Source organism: Devosia sp. (genome assembly GCF_017744655.1).
In the GTDB taxonomy this organism is placed as follows: domain Bacteria; phylum Pseudomonadota; class Alphaproteobacteria; order Rhizobiales; family Devosiaceae; genus Devosia.
Genome location: NZ_JAGIAW010000007.1, coordinates 197337 through 215775, shown reverse-complemented (window position 1 = coordinate 215775; position 18439 = coordinate 197337). Strand labels below are relative to the sequence as shown.

The following is an 18439-nucleotide window of genomic DNA, read 5'->3' as shown; positions in this document are numbered from 1 at the left end:
CCCCCCTCCCAGCCTCCCCCATCAAGGGGAGGTGTGGCATCGAGTGTTTGGCACTTTCTCGTCACTACCACTGTCTCTTCACCTCCCCCTTGATGGGGGAGGCGGGAGGGGGTGGCCAAGAGAGTGGAGCTATGACTAGGCGTCGTCGCCGCCGCCGTGTTCCCTAACGATGTTGGTCTCCGGAACCGGCGGGGCTTCGTGTGGGCGGCCGAAGTCGGGCGCGGCGGTTTCCTGGCCGGCATTGATGATCGAGCGGCGGATGGCGCGGGTGCGGGTAAACATGGCTTCGAGTGCCTCGCCGTCCCCGGTGCGCACGGCGCGCTGTAGCACCGAGAGATCCTCGGAAAAGCGACCCAGCATTTCCAGCACCGCGTCGCGATTCGTAAGAAAGACGTCGCGCCACATGACCGGGTCAGAGGCGGCGATGCGGGTGAAATCGCGAAAACCGGAGGCCGAGAACTTGATGACTTCGGACTGGGTTGCGGTTTCGAGATCGGCCACCGTTCCCACGATATTGTAGGCGACGAGGTGCGGAATGTGGCTGGTGATGGCCAGCACCATGTCGTGGTGCGCGGCATCCATGCTTTCGACCTGCGAGCCCATCGCAGCCCAGAAACTGGCGAGCTTTTCGGTCTCAGCCGCGGGCACTTCGGGGCCGGGGGTGAGGACGCACCAGCGGCCGGCGAAGAGCTCGGGGAAACCGGCGGAGGGGCCGGAATGTTCGGTGCCGGCGATGGGGTGGCCGGGAATGAAATGCACATTGGCCGGCAGATGCGGGGCAACAACCTTGACGACGTGCTCTTTGACCGAGCCGACATCGGAGACGATGGCGCCGGGTTCGAGGGCGGGCGCGATGGCTTTTGCCAAGGTGTCATAGGCGCCGACGGGGGCGCAGAGGATGACGAGATCGGCGCCGCGTACGGCTTCGGCGGGATCGAGCGTGTAGATGTCACCGAGGCCCAGCTCGCGCGCTTCATCGAGCGTTTCCTGGCGACGAGTCGAGATGGAGATGACGTCCACCAGACCCTGGCGACGGGCGGCGAGGGCGATGGACGAGCCGATAAGGCCGATACCGATCAGGGCAAGCTTACGAAAATGGGTGCTCATTGGGCTGGTCCCATGGATTTGAGAATTTTGGCGACGCCGCGCATGGCCTCTTCGGAGCCGATGGAAATGCGCAGGCCATTGTGGATGTCGTAGGATTTGCCGACTTCGCGCACGACATAGCCGCCTGCCATCAGCGTCTCGAAGGCGCGGGCGGCGGTTTCGGCGTCGGGGAAGAGCACGAGGATGAAATTGGCCTGGCTCGGCAGCACGCGCATGGAATTGCCGCTGAGTTCGGCCGTCAGCCATTCGCGCCATTTGGCATTGTGCTCGCGCAGTTTGGCGTTGAATTCCAGGTCGCGCGTTGCGGCGGCACCAGCCAGTTGAGCGGGCAGGTTGACGTTGAAGGGGCCGCGAATGCGGTGGGTGGCGTCAGTGACGTGGTCGGGGGCGACCATCCAGCCGATGCGGGCGGCGGCGAGGCCCATCTTGGAGAAGGTGCGGACCATGACGACGTTTTCGGCCTCGCCAACGAGGTCGAGGCCGACGGAATAGTCTGCGGCGGTGACATATTCGGCATAGGCGCTATCAACGACGAGCAGGATATCCGGGCGCAGGCCGGCATGGAGGCGCCGCACTTCGGCATCGCTGAGATAGGTGCCGGTGGGATTGTTGGGATTGGCAAGCCAGATCACCTTGGTCCGCTCGGTGACGGCGGCGAGGAGGGCGTCGACGTCGGCGGTAAAATCGGTTTCGTCGACCATGACGATCTTTGCGCCGGCAGCCATGGTGATGATCGGATAGACCGAGAAGCCGTAGCGGTTCATCACCGCCTCGTCGCCTTCGCCGAGATAGGTCTGGGCGAGGAGGTGCAGCAGGTCGTCCGAGCCATTGCCGCAGATGATGCGGGCGGGGTCGATGCCATGCACTTCGCCAAGGGCTTCGCGCAGGAGGCGCGAGGAGCCTTCGGGGTAGATTTCGAGGTGCTCGGCTGCGGCCGCGAAGGCGGCCACGGCCTTGGGGCTGGCGCCGAGCGGGGATTCATTGGCCGAAAGCTTGACCGTCTTGCTGCCCGGCGCGCCGGATTTGCCCGGCAGATAGGGCGCGATATCAAGAATTCCGGGCTGCGGGGTCGGGCGAGTGGGAGCGGTCATGACGCACTTTTATGACAGGCAGGAAAGGCCGCGCGGACCATATGCAAAAGGGGGATTAAAGGCAAAGCCTCTCTCAGCTTGAGCGGGCGGTGGCCGCGGAGAGGCCGGGCAGGCGCACATAGCGTTCGGCGCGTTTGCGGCGGGGAATGGCCGGGAAGGCCTCCTTGCGGGCCCTGACGCAGATGACGCCGCTCATCGGTGGGCCGAAGAGGCGGCCGACGCGCTCGAAAAAGCGGGCGGAGCGCAGCACGATCGAGGACTGGATCGGCGGCATGAAGAGGCCGTCGCGCCAGGCTTCGGGCACAAAACTATGGTCGCGGAGGAGCTTTTCCAATTGCCCGCCGGAATAGGGATTGCCCTGGCCGAAGGGAGTCGCATCGCGCTGGGCCCAGATGCCGCGGCGGCGGGGCACGACCATGACGAGGTGGCCATTGGGGGCGGTGATGCGCCAGAGTTCGCGCATCAGTTCCTCGGCATCCGCTACATGTTCGAGCGCGTGGACGGCGATGGTGATGTCGATGGAGGCATCGGCCAGCGGCATTTCGAGGGGGTCGCAGAGCACGGTATGCGACGGGCCCTCGCGCGGCCAGGCCGAGGCGCCCTGGCGTTCGGGCATGGCGGCGAGGACACGTTCTGCTGGTTCGAGCGCGAAGCGCAGGTAAGGCGTTGAAAAACCTAGGCCCAGCACGCGGCGGCCCTTGAGATCGCCGGAGAGGGCAATGATCTGTTCGCGCACCAAAGCGCGGGAAATCCGCCCGAGGGGGGACTTGTAGTAGGAGATCAGGCGGGTGACATCGCTGGTCATGAATCAAGTCTAGACAAAGCTGCGTGGGTTGTCATCGCGAGGTGTCGGTCCTAGCCTGTTGCGACAGTTAAGAGGAGTTTTAGATGGCCGTGATCGTTGACGTTTTTCCCGCCCGACAGGACAATTTCGGCTACCTCATTCATGACGAAGCGACCGGCCGTACGGCGGCGCTCGATGCGCCGGAGGCGGCGGCGATTCGCAATGCCTTGCAGATGCGCGGCTGGACGCTGAGCGATATTTTCATCACCCATCATCACCTCGATCATGTTGAAGGCATTGGGGAATTGAAGGCGGCCTTTGGTAGCCGGGTGGTCGGGCCGCGGGCCGAGGCGGACAAGATCGAGGGGCTCGATGAACTGGTTGGTGATGGCGACCGGGTGATGCTGGGGGAAACGGCGTTCGATATCATCGCGACGCCAGGGCATACGCTGGGGCATATCGTCTATCATGATGCCCAGAACAAACACCTTTTCTCGGCCGATGCGCTGTTTTCGCTCGGCGTCGGCAGAATGTTTGAAGGCACGCCGGGACCGATGTGGGCGGGGCTTGAGCGGCTGCGGGCGCTGCCGGATGAGACGCTGGTCTATTGTGGGCACGAATACACCGAGAGCAATGCGCGGTTCGCCCTCAGCGTCGATCCTGACAATCTCGCCCTGCAGGCGCGGACGGCCGAGGTGAAGGCGCTGCGGCTGGCGGGGCGGGCGACGATTCCGTTCGGACTGGGCGAGGACAAGCGGGCCAATCCGTTCCTCCGCGCCGATGCGCCGGAGCTGGCGCACTACTATGGCCTCACCGGAAAACACCCGTCCGAAGTCTTTGCGGCGATCCGCAAGGGCAAGGATAATTTCTGAGAACAGGTCACATTCCGGGATCCCAAATCGTTAACAGACTGTTAACGTCTGGCACGCGCCTTGCACCTTTACGTGCAGGGGCCCGTTGATCCGTCTCAAAGTGGAACAGCTGGCCCTCGATGACACAGGCGAGGGACCAGAATGAGCGAGATTGAAACACAGCGGACGCAGCTTCCCGTACCGGTCTCGGTCGCAGGCCCGCGACCCTCGCTCGCCTGGAGCGCACCGAGTGCCGCGTTTGTGAGTCAACTCATCGCCGCGCGGGAGCATCTACCAAGCCAGCGCGAGCGCCGGACGGCGAGTGTCGATCGGGCGGTGGGAGCCTATCGGCAGGGGGCCGGGGTTGCCGTCAAGCGGATGCCGGAAGGTTATCGCAAGACAGTCGTTGCCTGATCGGTACAAAAAGAAATCCCCGCCTCGAGAGCGGGGATTTTGTTTTTCTGGGCCAGTTGCGCTCAGCTCATCGAGACGTCGCGGCTGGCGCTGGTGATCGAAACCGTAAAACCGGCGACGACATCGATCAGGCTCATGACCATGAGCAGGAAGAAGACCGAGCTCGAAGCTGCGCCCACCAGCAGGAACTCGATCAGGAAGACCACGAAGAGCAGCATAGAGAACATGTGCTCGATGATGGAATTGCGCGCCGTCTGGGTCGATTTCAGGACTTCGAAGAACAAAGCCACAATGCCGACGACCAGCAGCAGATCGCCCGCTGTGATCGCCCAGGGCATGCCGGAGGGCATGGGGATGGAAAAGAGGCCCGCGCCCCAATTAACGGGATTGCCGCCGAAGAAGAGGAAGACGGCGATATTGTAGAGCACGAAGGGCACGACCAGCAGCGGCACGACAAAGGTATTGCCGCGGCGCGGTGTGCGTTGGGTGGGCAGGACGACGGTTTCCGTCATGAGGGCCTCCGGTTGGTTTCCGGAAGATGCCAGAGGAATAAGGCGGGCGGAAGAGCGCTTAGCTTGGTGTTTTTTCGATCCATGGCGCGCCGGAGGCGGTGAGGAGGGTCACCAGTATCTTGTTCATCGGCGTTGGGATGCCGTGCTTCTGGCCGAGGCGGACGATGACGCCATTGCGGGCGTCGACCTCCATGGGGTGACCGGCGAGGCGATCGGCATGGAGCGAGCCGCCCGAGGCGCCTTCGGGCATGTTGCGCGAATTGCTGATGGCTTGTTCGACGAAGTCTTTGGGGATGGTGGCGCCTTCGGCGCGGCCGACGGCGGCGCATTCTTCGACGACGCCGCGGACTATGGTTTCGAGATCGAGATTCCAGACAGGGCCGGTGGCTCGCAGGGTCAGCGACGGTACAATGGCGATGGAATTGCCGGTGAGTTTCAGCCAGGCCTCGGAGATGAAATCGGCATGGGCTGCGGCTTCGATTTCGGTTTTAGCAAAGAGAGCGGCAAATTCCTCGCCGTTTTGTCCGGCGGGCACGGAGATGATGCCGTGGCGATGCTGGGCGATGCGGCCGGGTGCACTGCGGGCGGCGGGCAGGTTGATGATGACGGGAACGATGCGGGAGGCGGGTACGAGGTGCGCGAAGAGGCGCTCGTGTTCGACCCCGTTCTGGATGATGGCGACGCGGGTGTGATCGGTCAGGAGGTGGTCGAGCCAGGGTTTTGTGGCGTCGGCGTCGTAGGTTTTGGTGGCGATGAGCACCCAGTCGACGGGGGTGGCGTCGGCGGGGTTGGTGATGATTTTGGGCGTGGCCGTGATCAGGCCCTGGGGCGTTTCGACCTGCAGATCAGTAAAGGGGGTGCGGGCGCAGACTGTCACCGTGATGGATGGGTCCTGGGCGAGCCAGGCTGCCACCGTGCCGCCAATGGCGCCGGGTCCGATCAGGGCGATGGTGGGCATGGGGAACTCCGGAGGCGGGCTGTGGTGGTGAGATAGATGCGATTATGCCCGCCTAGTGTGGCGGCGCAAGCAGGGTTTGCGGCGTGAGGGGTTTCCTTTTGCCACCGGCTGTCATCCCGGCGAAGGCCGGGATCCATCTTGATATCTGAGGATGGGCCCCGGCCTTCGCCGGGGTGACAATCGTGCGAGAGGGTGCTGCGCCCTAAAGCTTTACCGCCAACCCGGTCCGCACGCTTTCGTCGGCCGCGAGGCAGATGTGGAGCGAGGTGACGGCGTCGTTCATGTGGCGGGTCAGGTCAAAATTCTCGGTGATGGCGCGATAAACAAAATCCTGTTCGCGATCGCAAAGGCCCTGATGGTCGGGCTCGCCATGCATGTCGAGCCAGTCGTCGGGGCGGACGGGCTTGTTGTTGGCATCGAGCGCGCCGTGGTGGACGAGGATGCGCGAGGTTTGGGTGTGGGCGTTGATATCGGCCGAGGCTGCGCCCTGGTCCATGACGATGGAGACCGAGCCATTGGGGGAAATGACATCCTTCACGAAGAAGGCGGTTTCCGACATCATCGGGCCCCAGCCGGCTTCATACCAGCCGACGCTGCCATCGTCGAACAGCACCTGGAAGTGGCCGTAATTGTACATGCCCTGGGGCAGGCCCTTGGCAAGGTTGACACCCATGCCGCGCACTTCGACCGGCTTCGCATCGGTGATCTGGCACATGACATCGACATAGTGCACGCCGCAATCGACGATGGGCGAGGTGGTCTGCATGATCGAGCGGTGGATGTCCCAGGCGGGGCCCGAGGACTGCTGATTGAGGTTCATGCGGAAGACATAGGGGCCGCCGAGGTTTCGCGATTCCTCGATCAGTTTTGTCCAGGAGGGGTGGTGCCGGAGGATATAGCCAATGATGACTTTGCGATCGTTCGCCACTGCTGTGTCGACGACGCGCTGGGCATCGGCGACGGTGGCGGCGAGGGGCTTTTCGACGAAGACGTGGGCGCCGGCTTCAAGGGCGGCGACGGCATAGTCGGCATGGGTATTGGTGTGGGTCGCGATGGAGACGACGTCGGGTTTGAATTCGGCAAGGGCCGCCGCATAGTCGTTGCGGATGGGGTAGCCGGTCAATTCAGTCGGCAGGGTTGGCGTCGAGCGATTGACGAGGCCGACGATCTCGAAGCCGGGATGGGTGTGATAGGCGATGGCGTGGCTCTTGCCCATCTGGCCAAGCCCGACGACCAGGACTTTCAGTTTCTTGTCGGTCATTGTTTTGGTCTCCTGGTCAGATGGTGCGGCGGGCGGCGGCGATCTGGCGGGCGCCGAAGGTGGCCAGAGCGGTCGAATAGAGGGTCGGATTGGTGGCGGTCACCGTGGGGATGACGCCATTGCCGGCGACATAGAGATTGTCAAAGCCCCAGACGCGGCTGTTGCGGTCGCAGACGCTGGTGCCATCGTCCTTTTCGCCCATGCGGATCGTGCCCTGATAGTGGAGGGAACTGCCGACGGGCTGCATGATGGTGGCAAAGCCCGGGGCCGGGCGGCCGATAATATTGGCGACGCGGATGGCGACGGCCTTGGCCTCTTCGACGCGGGCCTTGTCGGCTTCGGACGGTTTCCACTTGATCGAAATGGACGGCAGGCCGCGCCAATCGGGCTTGGTTTCGTCGAAGACGACGCGATTGTCCCAATCGATATCGGTGGGGCAGAAGACGCCCATGCCGACGGGTTGGCCGGTGAAATCGGGTGTCTTTTCGATCGAGGACAGGGTGGTGGCGTGGATGGTCACCGAGAAGGGGAATTCATTGGTGGCCGGTATCCAGTTCATGGCGCGCATCGGCGGATCGCTGCGCATTTCGGCCATTTGCGAGATGATGAAATGGTCGTTGAGGTTGCGGCCCAAGGCCTCGGGGCGGATGCCGGAGGCGAAGAGCAGTTGCGGGGTATGGAGGGAATCGCAGGCGACAACGACAGTGCCGGCGGCGAGGAAGAAGGTTTCCGTTTCGCCGGCACGGACCAGGTCGACGCCCACGGCGTGACCATTTTCATGGACGACGCGGCGGCAGATGGTTTCGGCGAGAATCTGGAAGGTTTCGGCGCTCTCGTTGACCAGCGGACCCAGAACCACGTCAGTACCGTGATAGCGGAGGCCTTCCGGGCCGGGTGTAGCAGCGAGCGGCATGGCGCGAACCGTGCGGTCTGGGCTGCGGCCGGCATTGAAGGCCTCGCCGAGTTTTTCGCGCAGGGCGATGGCAGTGGTGTCGCCGGCGCGCGGGTCCTTGTTGGTGCCCAAGAGGCCTTCGGCAATGCCGATTGCCGCTTCGAATTCGTCGGCGGGAATGAAGGGGACGCGCTCGGCCTCAGACGGGGTCGGGGTGCCGGTCGACCACTTCGTGCCCATGCCGCCGACATTGGCGGCGGAAAAACCGGCAAAGAGGTTTTCCGAGGGGTCGGATTCATTGGCGATGTAGAGGCCGGAGCGGCGCAGGAAAGACGCATCGAAGCCACCGGCGCGGCGGGCTTCCCACTCTTCCTTGCTGATCGACAGGCGCGGGGAGCGATCGCCGCCCTGGGCCAGGATTTCGAGCTCGGCGCGCTTGTCGAGATCCAGCACATTGTCGAGATGGGCGCCGACCTCAGGCAGGATCTGCGGGCCTGCTTCCACCATCACGATGCGGGCTTCCGGCCAATCGCGGCGGATCACCCGCGCATAGGCGCTGCCGGTGGGACCGCTGCCAATGATCACGACATCAGTTGAGGGGGAAGGCATCGCGATTTTCCATTCAAAGTGCTGGTATGCAATTGGTATCAATGGTTCTAATTGGTATGTAAAGTCAGAATGCGACGTTGCAAAAAATTCTCATCCAATTGGACGCATGTCCTGGTCGCACGACCGGTATCCGCTTTCGGAGGACATGTTTTTAGGAGCGCTCGAAATGAAGATTGGCCTGTCCTCTTATAGCTTCCGCCCCATGCTGACCGATGGCAGGCTGACCATTGAAACCCTGTTTGACTGGCTCAAGGAACATGGTGCCGAGCACCTTGAAATTGCGACCTTTTCCTTTGCCGGTGCGGGCACCGAAGCGGGCTATGACCTGAGCACGGACGAAGCCGTGCTCAAGCGGCTGGAAGCGGCGGTGGCGCGGACGGGTGTGCCGATTTCGGGCTTCTGCCTGGGGGCGAGTTTTCTCGAGGGCGAGGAGCGGCGGGCGCAGATTGATCTCGTGAAGAGGCATGTCGAGCTTTGTGCGCGGTTCGGCGCGGGTTTTCTGCGCCATGATGTCGTGCCGTGGGCATTGCGGCCCAATGATGCGGGCGAGGTTGAGGCGGCGTTTTCGTTCATCGTCGATGGCTGCCAGGAGGTGGCGGAATTAGGAGCGCAGCATGGCGTCGTTACCAGCGTCGAGGATCATGGGTTTTTCATGAATGGGGCGGAGCGGCTGCTGCGGCTCGTTCACGCGGTGGGGCATCCGAACTTCAAGCTGACGGTGGATGTGGGCAATTTCCTTTGCGTCGACGACAACCCCTATGTCGCGACGCGCCGGACGCTGCCGCATGCGAGTTTCGTGCATGTGAAGGATTTTTATACGCGCCGTGCTGAACCGGGACCGGGCTGGCTGAAGACGGCGGGCGGGGAGTTTATCCGCGGCTCGGTGTTTGGTTTTGGGGATCTCGATACCAAGGCGCTGCTTGGGAGTGTCGTGGCTTCGGGTTTTGATGGGTTCTTGTCGCTCGAATATGAGGGAGCGGAGCCGACGCTGTTTGGGTGCGAGGTGGGGCTGAGCAATATCAAGCGGATGCTCAAGGAGATTGAGGGCTGAGGGCTCACGCGCGGTATAGTCGTCACCACTCGGCTTGTCCGGGCGGTCCATTCTTGTGGTGGCATGGATTGCCCGGATGAACCGGGCAATGACGATGGGGTGGTGGGAGTGGTCCCCCGGCTGATTAGAGCCCGACGATGCGATCCAGTCGTGCCTTGATGTCGGCGAGACGCTCGCGCTTGCCGCCGGGGACTTCGGCGGAGACCCAGCCATTGTAACCGGTCGTGGCGAGGGCGCGGTTGACTGAGGCCCAGTCGATATCGCCTTCGCCCAGTTCGACCTCAAAACCCTTCCAGGGGCCTTCGGCGTTCATGCGGGTGAGGCTATATTCCTTGATGTCGATGCGGAAGATTCTGGCGCCGAGGGCTTCGATCCAGTCCGTGGGGCTGCCGTAGCGCATGACGTTGCCGACGTCGAAATACCAGCCGAGGCGGGGATTGTCGAAGCCGTCGATGAGGTGGGCGGCTTCGAGGGGGCTCAGAAGAAAGTTGTTCCAGACGTTTTCGAGCGCGATGGAGATGCCGATTTCTTCGGCGTACGGCAGCAGGCGGTCGATGCCTTCGACGGCGCGGTCATAGGCCATGGCGTAGGAGGTCGTGGCGTTGACGACGCCGGGGACCAGCAGCATGGTTTCGGCGCCGTAGCTCTTGGCTTGTTTCATGGCTTCGATACTGGCGGCGACGCAGGCTTCCCGGACGGCGGGATCGGGGTCGGTGAGGGGCGTTTTCCAGTGCGCGGAATTGACGACGCCGGGGATGGCGAGGCCAGTGGCGTCGCGGGCGGCGAGGATTTCGGCCTGGTTTAGGTCGTTGGGGGAGTCCAGTTCCACGCCGTCAAAGCCGAGGTCGGCGAGGAGCTTGAACTTGTCGAGGATGGACAGGTCCTCCTCGATCATCGACCATTTTAGACTGGTCTTGGCCATGGGGCGGTTTGGGGAATTGGTCATGGTTCACCTCTCTTACCGTGATGCTAGACCAGCCGCTTCACATGGGCCAAGGCGCGAAATGCCTCAGCCCACAAACAAAAATGCCGCCCGGTGAGAGGCGGCATTTCGAGGTCAGTCGCGAAGAATTACTTCTTGATCGTCAGTGGGCCGACCATCTGTTCGGGCTTCACTTCGGCGTCGAATTCTTCGCCGGTGAGGAGGCCGAGTTCGATGGCGGTTTCGCGCAGGGTCGAACCGTTCTTGTGCGCGGTTTTCGCGATCTTGGCGGCGTTGTCGTAGCCGATCTTGCGGTTGAGCGCTGTGACCAGCATCAGGGACTGATCGACGAGCTGCTTGATGCGCTTGCGGTCGGGCTGGATGCCGATGGCGCAATTGTCGTTGAAGCTCTTTGCTGCGTCGGCGAGGAGGCGCACGGACTGCAGGAAGTTGTAGGCGATGACGGGCTTGAAGACGTTGAGCTCGAAATTGCCCTGGCTGGCGGCAAAGCCGATGGCGGCGTCATTGCCCATGACATGGGCGACGACCATGGTCATGGCTTCGGACTGGGTCGGGTTGACCTTGCCCGGCATGATCGAGGAGCCGGGTTCGTTCTCCGGAATGGTCAGTTCGCCGAGGCCCGAGCGGGGGCCGGAAGCGAGCCAGCGCACGTCATTGGCGATCTTCATGAAGGCGACGGCGAGCTGCTTGAGGGCGCCCGACGTGCCGACAAAGGCGTCGTGGCCGGCCATGACGGCATATTTGTTCGGCGCGGTGATGAATTCGTGGCCCGAAAGGGTGGAGATTTCGGCGGCGACGGCGACGGCATAGTCGGGATGGGCATTGAGGCCGGTGCCGACGGCGGTGCCGCCGAGGGCGAGTTCGCGCAACTGGGGCAGGGTGACTTCGATGGCCTTGATGGCGAGATCGATCTGGGCGACCCAGCCGCTCATTTCCTGGCCGAGCGTCAGGGGCGTCGCGTCCTGGAGATGGGTGCGGCCGATCTTGACCACGTCCATGAATTCCTCGGCCTTGGCATCGAGCGTATCGCGCAGGATTTTGACGCGCGGGAAGAGGTAGTTCACGACCGCTTCGACGGCGGCGATGTGCATGGCCGTGGGATAGGTGTCGTTGGACGACTGGCTCATATTGACGTGGTCATTGGGGTGCACGGGCTTTTTCGAGCCCATGGTGCCGCCGGCCATTTCGATGGCGCGGTTGGAGATGACCTCGTTGACGTTCATGTTCGACTGGGTGCCGGAGCCGGTCTGCCAGACGACGAGCGGGAAATGATTGTCGAGCTTGCCGTCGATGACTTCATCGGCTGCAGCGACGATGAGGTCGCGCAGGGCCGGGTCGAGGAGGCCGAGCTTGGTATTGGTGATCGCCGCGGCCTTTTTCAGGATGGCGAAGGCGGTGATGATTTCCTTGGGCATCTTTTCCCCGCCAATGTCGAAGTTGGCGAGGCTGCGAGCCGTCTGAGCACCGTAATATTTGTCGGTGGGCACGTTGATGGTGCCCATCGTGTCCGATTCAATACGCATGGTCATTTAAGGCTCTCCGAGTTGCTGGCCGCTCTTATCGGCGGAATTCATGACGAAAAACAAAACGGCCGACCCTAGAAAGGATCGGCCGCTTAAAAGTATCAGGTCGCGCGCATCAGCGCCGCAAGCCTTTCGGCTTAGCTCTTGACGGCGAGAATCTGCCGGCCGCGATACATGCCGGTCTTGAGGTCGACGTGATGCGGACGACGCAGCTCGCCCGAATCCTTGTCTTCGACATAGGTGGGGTTCGCAATCGCGTCGGCCGAGCGGCGGAAGCCGCGCTTCATCGGCGAGGTCTTTCGTTTTGGCACTGCCATGGTCGGTACTCCGAATTCAAAATCGTTGCGCCGCCGAAAGCGGCCCAGAGACACGTCTCTGTTGGGATTGTGGGGCTCTATAGAGCAGTTGCGCGCGCTTGGCAACAAGGGGATGGGTGGATTCACCGGCGAGGTGAAGGTGACGCCGGTGAATGTGTTCGGAGCCTCAAAAAAGAGGTGGAAGCGACGTGATCGGGACCAAGCCCGAGGACAGCGTGCCACCGCGGAAATTGAGCTGGTTGGTGTGGCGGCCATCGGCGCCGGGGACGCCGAGGACCAGGGTGCGCCAGGGTTCTTCGATCAGAGGGCCGATGCGTTCGGCAACGCCCATGGAATCGATCGAGATCGTGCCGTTTGGGAAGCCTTGCGCGTCGAGGGCGAGCTTGCCCGAGGCTTTGAGGTCGGCATTGGCGTCGCTCATGGTGATGCCGACGATATTGAGTTCGCCGCCGGCACGCTGCCAGGCGGGGAGGATCGGTTCGAGGCCGATGGCGGAGAGTTCGTCGGGGATGCCGCTGAGCTCGGCTTCGACCTTGAGCGCGGTATCGGTCAGGGTCGCGACAGGCAGATCGAGGCCGTCGGCCGTGAGATAGAGCGCGAGCGAGGCGAGGTTCCGTTCGGCATCATGGGCCTCTGGAATGTCGAGGAGATGGGCTTCGGCATGGGTGGCTTTGGCGAGCACAGTGTCGCCAAGCAGCAGATCGTTCCAGGAAATTTCATCGCCGACCACCGAGAGGCGGGCGATGCGATTGTCGGTCAGGCGAAGGCTGCCATTGAGCGCGGTCCAGGAAATGGCCGAGCGCTGGCCGGTAAAGGCGTCGGAGAGCTGGGCCGGGCCTTTGGCCGAGGCGATGACGTGGTTGAAGTCATAGACCATGACGCTGAGGCGCAGGCCCGGCACTTCGGCCATGAGATCGCCCGAGACGACGACCGCGTCGGTGCATTCGATATCGAAGGCAAAGGGGAAACCGCCGATATTGAGATTGGCGCACGTCAGTTGTGGGCTCGTTTCGCCATCGGCAAAGGCGAGGCGTTCCACCTCCTGGCGCACGATGCCGGAGGCATAGAACCAGGCGGCGCTGACGCCAAGGATGACGAGCAGCACGACGGCGCCCAGAATGATGATTCGTTTCTTCATGGAACGGTTTTAACCTTGGACGGGGCAAAGGCAAAACCGGGTCGCGTCCCTCAGCCTTTGTTCATACAAGTTTTGCCTAAGCTGTGGTTGTGGCCATGGCGAGGCTGGGCTTCAATTGTGTGACGATGGCAGTGATGGTGCGGGTACCGCAAGCGGTGGGTGAGAGCAGACTGGTGGGCATGAGCGCAGCGGATGAAGCGGAAAATCATTGGGTCTTTGGTTACGGATCGCTGATCTGGAATCCGGGCTTTCCGTTCGTCTCGACGCATCTGGGACGGCTGAAAGGCGCACATCGCTCGCTTTCGATCATTTCGCACCATCATCGCGGCACGGTGGAGCAGCCGGGGCTGGTTTTTGGGCTGACGCGAGGCGGTTCGGTGCGCGGCATGGTGTTTGAGGTGGCTGGCGCCGATTGGCCATCGGTGCGGGCTTATCTTGAGGCGCGCGAGCAGGTGACGATGGTCTATCGCGACGTGATGCGGCCGGTGCTGCTCGACGATGGGCGAAAGGTTTCGGCCCTGACCTTTGTGGTCGACGAACGGCACGAGCAATTTGCCGGGAACCTGACGCTCGACGAGCAATTGGCCATGGTACGGGCGGGCGTCGGGATTTCGGGGCGCAATATCGATTATGTGGTCAACACCGCAAAGCATCTCGAAAGCCTCGGGATTCGCGACCGGGTGTTGATGGACCTCTTGCGAAAACTCGAGGACGAGGGTCAAGCGGCCTGATGTGTTCAGGCGGCCTGATCGACGGGGGCCGGTACGGCGCCTTCGAGATCGGCAATGATGGAGAGGCGTTCACCGTCCACCTCCGGGCGCGGCAGGCGGAAGACGCCATCGGCGCGGCTGAGAGCCTTGCGGAATTTGAGGCGGATCGCGGGTTCGGCGACGAGATCAAGGCCGCAGCCGACCCAGAGAACGGTATTGCCGCGGGCGATGAGATAGAGATCGGCGCCTTCGAGAATGAAGTCACGCAGGTTTTCGGACGCCAGATGATAGGTGCGGCCGGAAAGGCCGAGCCACTGGTTGATCCGCTTCTGTCGCGCTGCCGGCTCCAAGCCGGCTTCAATCCACGAAAGCATCCCTGTTCCCCCGGGCGAGTAGAACAAAACTAGAACAAATACCGCGAATCAGTCAAGTCGCGTCATGTGCCTACTAGATGTGGTGCTTTGTGGCTTTGTTGCGTCAAGATGAGGGGGCGCGTTGTCGCGCCGCGGCAATGCGGGTGGCCAGGGCGGGATCGATGGGGCGGGAGAGGCCCGAATCGACGGCGGCAAGACTGAGCTCGTCGGAGCGGGTTTCGATGGCGCGCCTGAGGCGCTCGGCGAAGACATCGGGGGCAAGGCCGGGCTCGATGGCGGGCAGCAATTCGCCCCGCGCGGTGCCGGGCCAGATGATGAGGGAATTGCGGCCCCAGAAAAGGCCCGAATTGAGCGCCACGGGCACGACGGGCACGTTGAGTTCGCTATAGAGGCGGACAATGCCCTGGCGATAATCGGCGGGGGCGAGGGCGGCCTTGCGGGTGCCTTCGGGGAAAATGACGATGCGGCAGCCGCGATCAAGGGCGGCATGGGCCTGGCGCATCATTTGCGGAATGGCTTCGGCGCCCTTCTTGCGGTCGATCTCGATGCAATCGAGTGAGCGGGCGGCCCAGCCAAAGAAGGGGATGTTCATCAGCTCCTTCTTAACGATGTAAGCGGGGCGGCCGGTATGCGGAAAGATCGCAAAGACGTCCCAGTCGGACTGGTGCTTTGAGGCGATGATGCAGCCGCCAGGCGGGATGTTTTCGGTGCCTGATATCTCGGTGCGGACGCCCGTGATGAAGCGGAGGAACTGCACGTTCGACCAGCACCAGTATTTGGCCAGGGCCCAGGTAAAGGGCGTGCGGCCGGCGAAGAGGGCGATGACGCCGATGATGATGGCGATGATGGCCGTCTGGCCGATGAAGATGGCGTAGAAAAGCGCCGTGCGGATCGCCTGGATCACGGTTTTCAAGGTTATTCGTCCTCCCGCCCCTCAGATCATTGTCACGTTTTCAAACCGGAAAAGTGGCAGCCACTTTTTCGGAAAACGCTTAGGGCTTGTCTCCTCAATAAAGCGGAGAACGCGGAATGGCGAGATGGGTTACCTCAGGAGGCTTCGCTGAGGTAACGCCGGACAGTCAGGCGCGACGTGATGGCGGTGAGGGCCGCAATCACAGGCACGACGAGGGCGATGAAGATGATGCCATCGGGCCCGAGGACGAAACTGCCAAAGACATAGCCGACCTGGGCAGTGGCCTCAGTCGGAAGGACGGAGCCGGCGGCGGTGCCGATGAGGAGGAAAAAGAGCGCAGCGAGGAGGGCGCCGAGGAGGCCGCCCTGGAGGCCGATGGACAAAAAGCGCCCCTGGAATTCGCCGGCAATGAATTTGTTGGATGCCCCGATGAAATGGAGCACGTCGACAATTTCGCGGTTGGAGGCCATGGCGCCGCGGGTGGCAAAGATGATGGCGAGGACCGTGGCGACGCCGATCAATCCCAACACGAGGAGGCCGGAGACGACGACGGTGCCGGCCATTGTATTGAGCTGTTGTCGCCAGGCGGCGTGGGTGTCGAGGCTCGCGCCCTTGATGGCTCCGAGATTGCGTTGGAGTTGTTCGATATCGGCATCAACGGGATCGGCCAATTGCACGACGACGAGGCGCGGAATGGCGATGGCCGAGAGATCAAGCCCGGCGCCGAGCCAGGGTTCGAGCAGGGCCTGGCTTTCCTCGATGGTGAGGGCGCGCGCGCCGGCAACGCCGGGCGTGGCTTCGGCCAGCGAGACGGCGGTGCGGAGGTTACTGTCCATCACCTCGCCCTCGACCGGGCGGATCTGGATGGTCATTTCACGGCCGACATCGGCGGACCAGGCAATGGCCGATTTTTGCACCAGCACCACGCCGCCGAGGGTCACGGCGGAGAGAAAGCTCATAATGGTGATGAGGAGAAGCAAGGTGCGGCCGGCAACGGAATGTTCGGGCACGATGGGGGCGCCGCCGCCGCGACGCGGGAAAGGCAGCCAATGGGGCAGGCGGGAGAGGAGGCTCCTAGTCATGGATGGTCAGAGCCCCCTTGTTGAGCACCATGCGCGGATAGGAGAAGCGATCGAGCAGCGGCAATTCGTGCGTGGCGAGAATGATGGTCATGCCCAAAGTGCGGTTGAGCTCGGCAAAGAGGTGCACGAGCCGGCTCGAAAGATCGGGATCGACATTGCCGGTCGGTTCGTCGGCGAGGAGAATTTTGGGGCGGGCGATGACGGCGCGGGCAATGGCGGCGCGCTGTTTTTCACCGCCGGAGAGAACGGTGGGCAGCGCGTGCATGCGTTCGCCGAGGCCAACCCATTCGAGCAGTTCGGTGACGTTGGGGCGATATTCGCTTTCCGGCTGGCCGAGGACGCGCAGCGGCAGGGCGACATTTTCGAAGGTCGTCAGGTGGTCGAGGAGGCGGAATTCCTGGAAGACGATGCCGATATGGCGGCGCATCTGCAGGAGACTATCCTGATCGAGTTTGCCCACATCCTCGTTGAACATCGTCACCTTTCCGCGGCTCGGCTTGAGCGAGAGGAGCAGCAGGCGCAGGAGGCTGGTCTTGCCTGAGCCGGAGGGGCCGGTGAGGAAATGGAAGGAGCCGGGCTCGATGGAAAAGGTGAGATCGCTGAGGATTTCAGGACCATTGCCATAGCGCAGGCCGACATCGGAAAAATCGATCAAGAACGGGTGCTCCCCAGCTCGTCCGGTGGTCTCAACGCAAAAAGCGAATCACGAGTGGGCCGCATCATAGCAGCGCTGGCACGCGTTCGCGGCATTGCTCCCCGCTATGCCGGGGGGAAAGCGGCACAATTGTGATTTCTCATGGGTTTGAGGAGTATTAACCCAAGCGGGGATAGGGTCATGGCAATACCCGACACGGTTGCCGGCGCGATGATCATTACCTGCCCCAATTGCCAGACGAAATACCAGGTGACCTATGAGGCCATCGGCTCGGCTGGCCGCAAGGTGCAGTGCGCCTCGTGCCACCAGTCCTGGCAGCAATCGGCGCTGCCCGATCCCAAACCGGACCTGAAGCTGGTGCCGCCGGCCGATCCCGAATCGGACCGGCTGTTTGAATCCATGGCCGAAGAGGCGCTCGATGCCGCCATCGAGGCCGAAGAAAAGACCATTGTCGATGTCGAGCCGCGGGTGATCGAACCCGTCGAGCCTCGGCCAGCCAAGAAGCGCGAAACCGCTGCCGAAATGCGGGCGCGGCAAAAGGCGCTGTCGCGCCGGCAGACCGCCATGGTGTCGCGCCTGCCGCTGGCCCGCATGCGGCGCTATGCGCGGGTGGTCGGCGCGGTCGGGTTGGCCGGTATTCTGGGCATTGCCTATTTCGGGCGCGTGCAGATCGTCGAGCGCAATCCCGATCTGGCGGGGCTTTATGAGGCGGTTGGGCTGGGCGTGAATGTCGTCGGGCTTGAGCTGTCGCATCTGCAATCGACGCGCGGCCTTTCCGAAGGCAAGGAAGTGCTCGTGGTTTCGGCCCAACTCGTGGGGCTGATGCCCAATCCCGTGCCGGTGCCGCCGGTGCTGGTGAGTCTGCTCGATGACACCGGGCACACGATCTATGAATGGAGCGTCACGCCGCGCATTCGTGACCTGATGGCCGGCGAGCGGGCGACGCTCGATACGCGTCTGCCTCTGCCGCCGGGCGAGGCGGTCAAGGTGCGACTGACCTTTGCCGGGGGGCGCGCCGCCAACAATGCCGGCGAACAGGCTCCGCCACCGGTTGCCGAAGCGCAACCCGCCCATGGCAATGCGGAAAGCGCGGCGCCCGTGTCCGGACATGGCGAAGCAGCGGGCCATAGTGGCGAGGCTGCGGATGCCGGCGAGGCCGCCCATCCGGCTGAACCTTCTGTTGAAGCCGCCGCGCCCGCTGTTCACCACTGATGGGATCGTTCCTATATTGAAGCGAGCGTGTGACCTGTCACC

General features: G+C 62.8%; 19 protein-coding genes. 4 read left to right on the top strand and 15 right to left on the bottom strand.

Annotated elements, in window-relative coordinates; genetic code table 11:
- Positions 1–135: 135 nt before the first annotated feature.
- From J7557_RS14790 to J7557_RS14780, 3 genes are all read right to left on the bottom strand, one after another.
- Positions 136–1107, bottom strand: a complete 972-nt coding sequence (locus tag J7557_RS14790) for a prephenate/arogenate dehydrogenase family protein (RefSeq protein ID WP_291420817.1) — start codon at positions 1105–1107, stop codon at positions 136–138.
- Entirely contained in the window at positions 1104–2198 is a 1095-nt protein-coding gene (hisC, locus tag J7557_RS14785) for a histidinol-phosphate transaminase (RefSeq protein WP_291420816.1), read from the bottom strand. The genes J7557_RS14790 and hisC overlap by 4 nt, the downstream gene beginning before the upstream one ends.
- Positions 2199–2271: 73 nt before the next feature.
- Entirely contained in the window at positions 2272–3003 is a 732-nt protein-coding gene (locus tag J7557_RS14780) for a class I SAM-dependent methyltransferase (protein WP_291420815.1), read from the bottom strand.
- An 83-nt stretch (positions 3004–3086) separates the two neighbouring features.
- Here J7557_RS14780 and gloB point away from each other — a divergent pair, with 83 nt between their 5' ends.
- Entirely contained in the window at positions 3087–3854 is a 768-nt protein-coding gene (gene gloB, locus J7557_RS14775) for a hydroxyacylglutathione hydrolase (protein WP_291420814.1), read from the top strand.
- Between the two features lie 455 nt (positions 3855–4309).
- On the opposite strand, the gene J7557_RS14770 is transcribed toward gloB, so the two are convergent.
- The 4 genes from J7557_RS14770 to J7557_RS14755 form a co-directional block, all read right to left on the bottom strand.
- Positions 4310–4759 (bottom strand): hypothetical protein, encoded by a 450-nt coding sequence (locus J7557_RS14770; protein WP_291420813.1) that lies wholly within the window; start codon positions 4757–4759, stop codon positions 4310–4312.
- Positions 4760–4817: 58 nt separating this feature from the next.
- Complete coding sequence (locus tag J7557_RS14765) at positions 4818–5717, bottom strand: 2-dehydropantoate 2-reductase (protein ID WP_291420812.1); 900 nt, start codon at positions 5715–5717, stop codon at positions 4818–4820.
- Between the two features lie 202 nt (positions 5718–5919).
- Positions 5920–6978 carry a Gfo/Idh/MocA family oxidoreductase gene (locus J7557_RS14760; protein WP_291420811.1) on the bottom strand — a complete coding sequence of 353 codons (1059 nt, stop codon included), beginning with the start codon at positions 6976–6978 and terminating at the stop codon, positions 5920–5922.
- A 16-nt stretch (positions 6979–6994) separates the two neighbouring features.
- Positions 6995–8479: a GMC oxidoreductase gene (locus J7557_RS14755; protein ID WP_291420810.1), complete on the bottom strand. Its 1485-nt coding sequence runs from the start codon at positions 8477–8479 to the stop codon at positions 6995–6997.
- A 166-nt stretch (positions 8480–8645) separates the two neighbouring features.
- Between J7557_RS14755 and J7557_RS14750 the strand changes: the two genes are divergently transcribed.
- Positions 8646–9530: a sugar phosphate isomerase/epimerase gene (locus tag J7557_RS14750; RefSeq protein ID WP_291420809.1), complete on the top strand. Its 885-nt coding sequence runs from the start codon at positions 8646–8648 to the stop codon at positions 9528–9530.
- A 124-nt stretch (positions 9531–9654) separates the two neighbouring features.
- Here J7557_RS14750 and J7557_RS14745 read toward each other — a convergent pair whose 3' ends face one another.
- The 4 genes from J7557_RS14745 to J7557_RS14730 form a co-directional block, all read right to left on the bottom strand.
- A complete protein-coding gene (locus J7557_RS14745) occupies positions 9655–10476 on the bottom strand; it encodes a sugar phosphate isomerase/epimerase (protein ID WP_291420808.1) in 822 nt (273 codons plus the stop codon).
- Positions 10477–10601: 125 nt separating this feature from the next.
- A complete protein-coding gene (gene fumC, locus J7557_RS14740) occupies positions 10602–12002 on the bottom strand; it encodes a class II fumarate hydratase (RefSeq protein ID WP_291420807.1) in 1401 nt (466 codons plus the stop codon).
- 131 nt (positions 12003–12133) lie between these two features.
- A complete protein-coding gene (gene rpmF / locus J7557_RS14735; RefSeq protein ID WP_061908829.1) occupies positions 12134–12313 on the bottom strand; it encodes a 50S ribosomal protein L32 in 180 nt (59 codons plus the stop codon).
- Positions 12314–12479: 166 nt separating this feature from the next.
- A complete protein-coding gene (locus tag J7557_RS14730; RefSeq protein ID WP_291420806.1) occupies positions 12480–13451 on the bottom strand; it encodes a DUF2125 domain-containing protein in 972 nt (323 codons plus the stop codon).
- 179 nt (positions 13452–13630) lie between these two features.
- Between J7557_RS14730 and J7557_RS14725 the strand changes: the two genes are divergently transcribed.
- Positions 13631–14182, top strand: a complete 552-nt coding sequence (locus tag J7557_RS14725; protein WP_291420805.1) for a gamma-glutamylcyclotransferase — start codon at positions 13631–13633, stop codon at positions 14180–14182.
- A gap of 5 nt (positions 14183–14187) precedes the next feature.
- On the opposite strand, the gene J7557_RS14720 is transcribed toward J7557_RS14725, so the two are convergent.
- The 4 genes from J7557_RS14720 to J7557_RS14705 form a co-directional block, all read right to left on the bottom strand.
- Entirely contained in the window at positions 14188–14535 is a 348-nt protein-coding gene (locus tag J7557_RS14720; protein WP_291420804.1) for a hypothetical protein, read from the bottom strand.
- 103 nt (positions 14536–14638) lie between these two features.
- Complete coding sequence (locus tag J7557_RS14715) at positions 14639–15439, bottom strand: 1-acyl-sn-glycerol-3-phosphate acyltransferase (protein ID WP_291420968.1); 801 nt, start codon at positions 15437–15439, stop codon at positions 14639–14641.
- Positions 15440–15582: 143 nt separating this feature from the next.
- Complete coding sequence (locus J7557_RS14710) at positions 15583–16530, bottom strand: ABC transporter permease (protein ID WP_291420803.1); 948 nt, start codon at positions 16528–16530, stop codon at positions 15583–15585.
- Entirely contained in the window at positions 16523–17185 is a 663-nt protein-coding gene (locus J7557_RS14705; protein ID WP_035086807.1) for a cell division ATP-binding protein FtsE, read from the bottom strand. Before J7557_RS14705 ends, J7557_RS14710 begins: the two co-directional genes overlap by 8 nt.
- Positions 17186–17365: 180 nt before the next feature.
- Between J7557_RS14705 and J7557_RS14700 the strand changes: the two genes are divergently transcribed.
- Entirely contained in the window at positions 17366–18397 is a 1032-nt protein-coding gene (locus J7557_RS14700; protein WP_291420802.1) for a zinc-ribbon domain-containing protein, read from the top strand.
- The last annotated feature ends 42 nt before the right edge of the window (positions 18398–18439 follow it).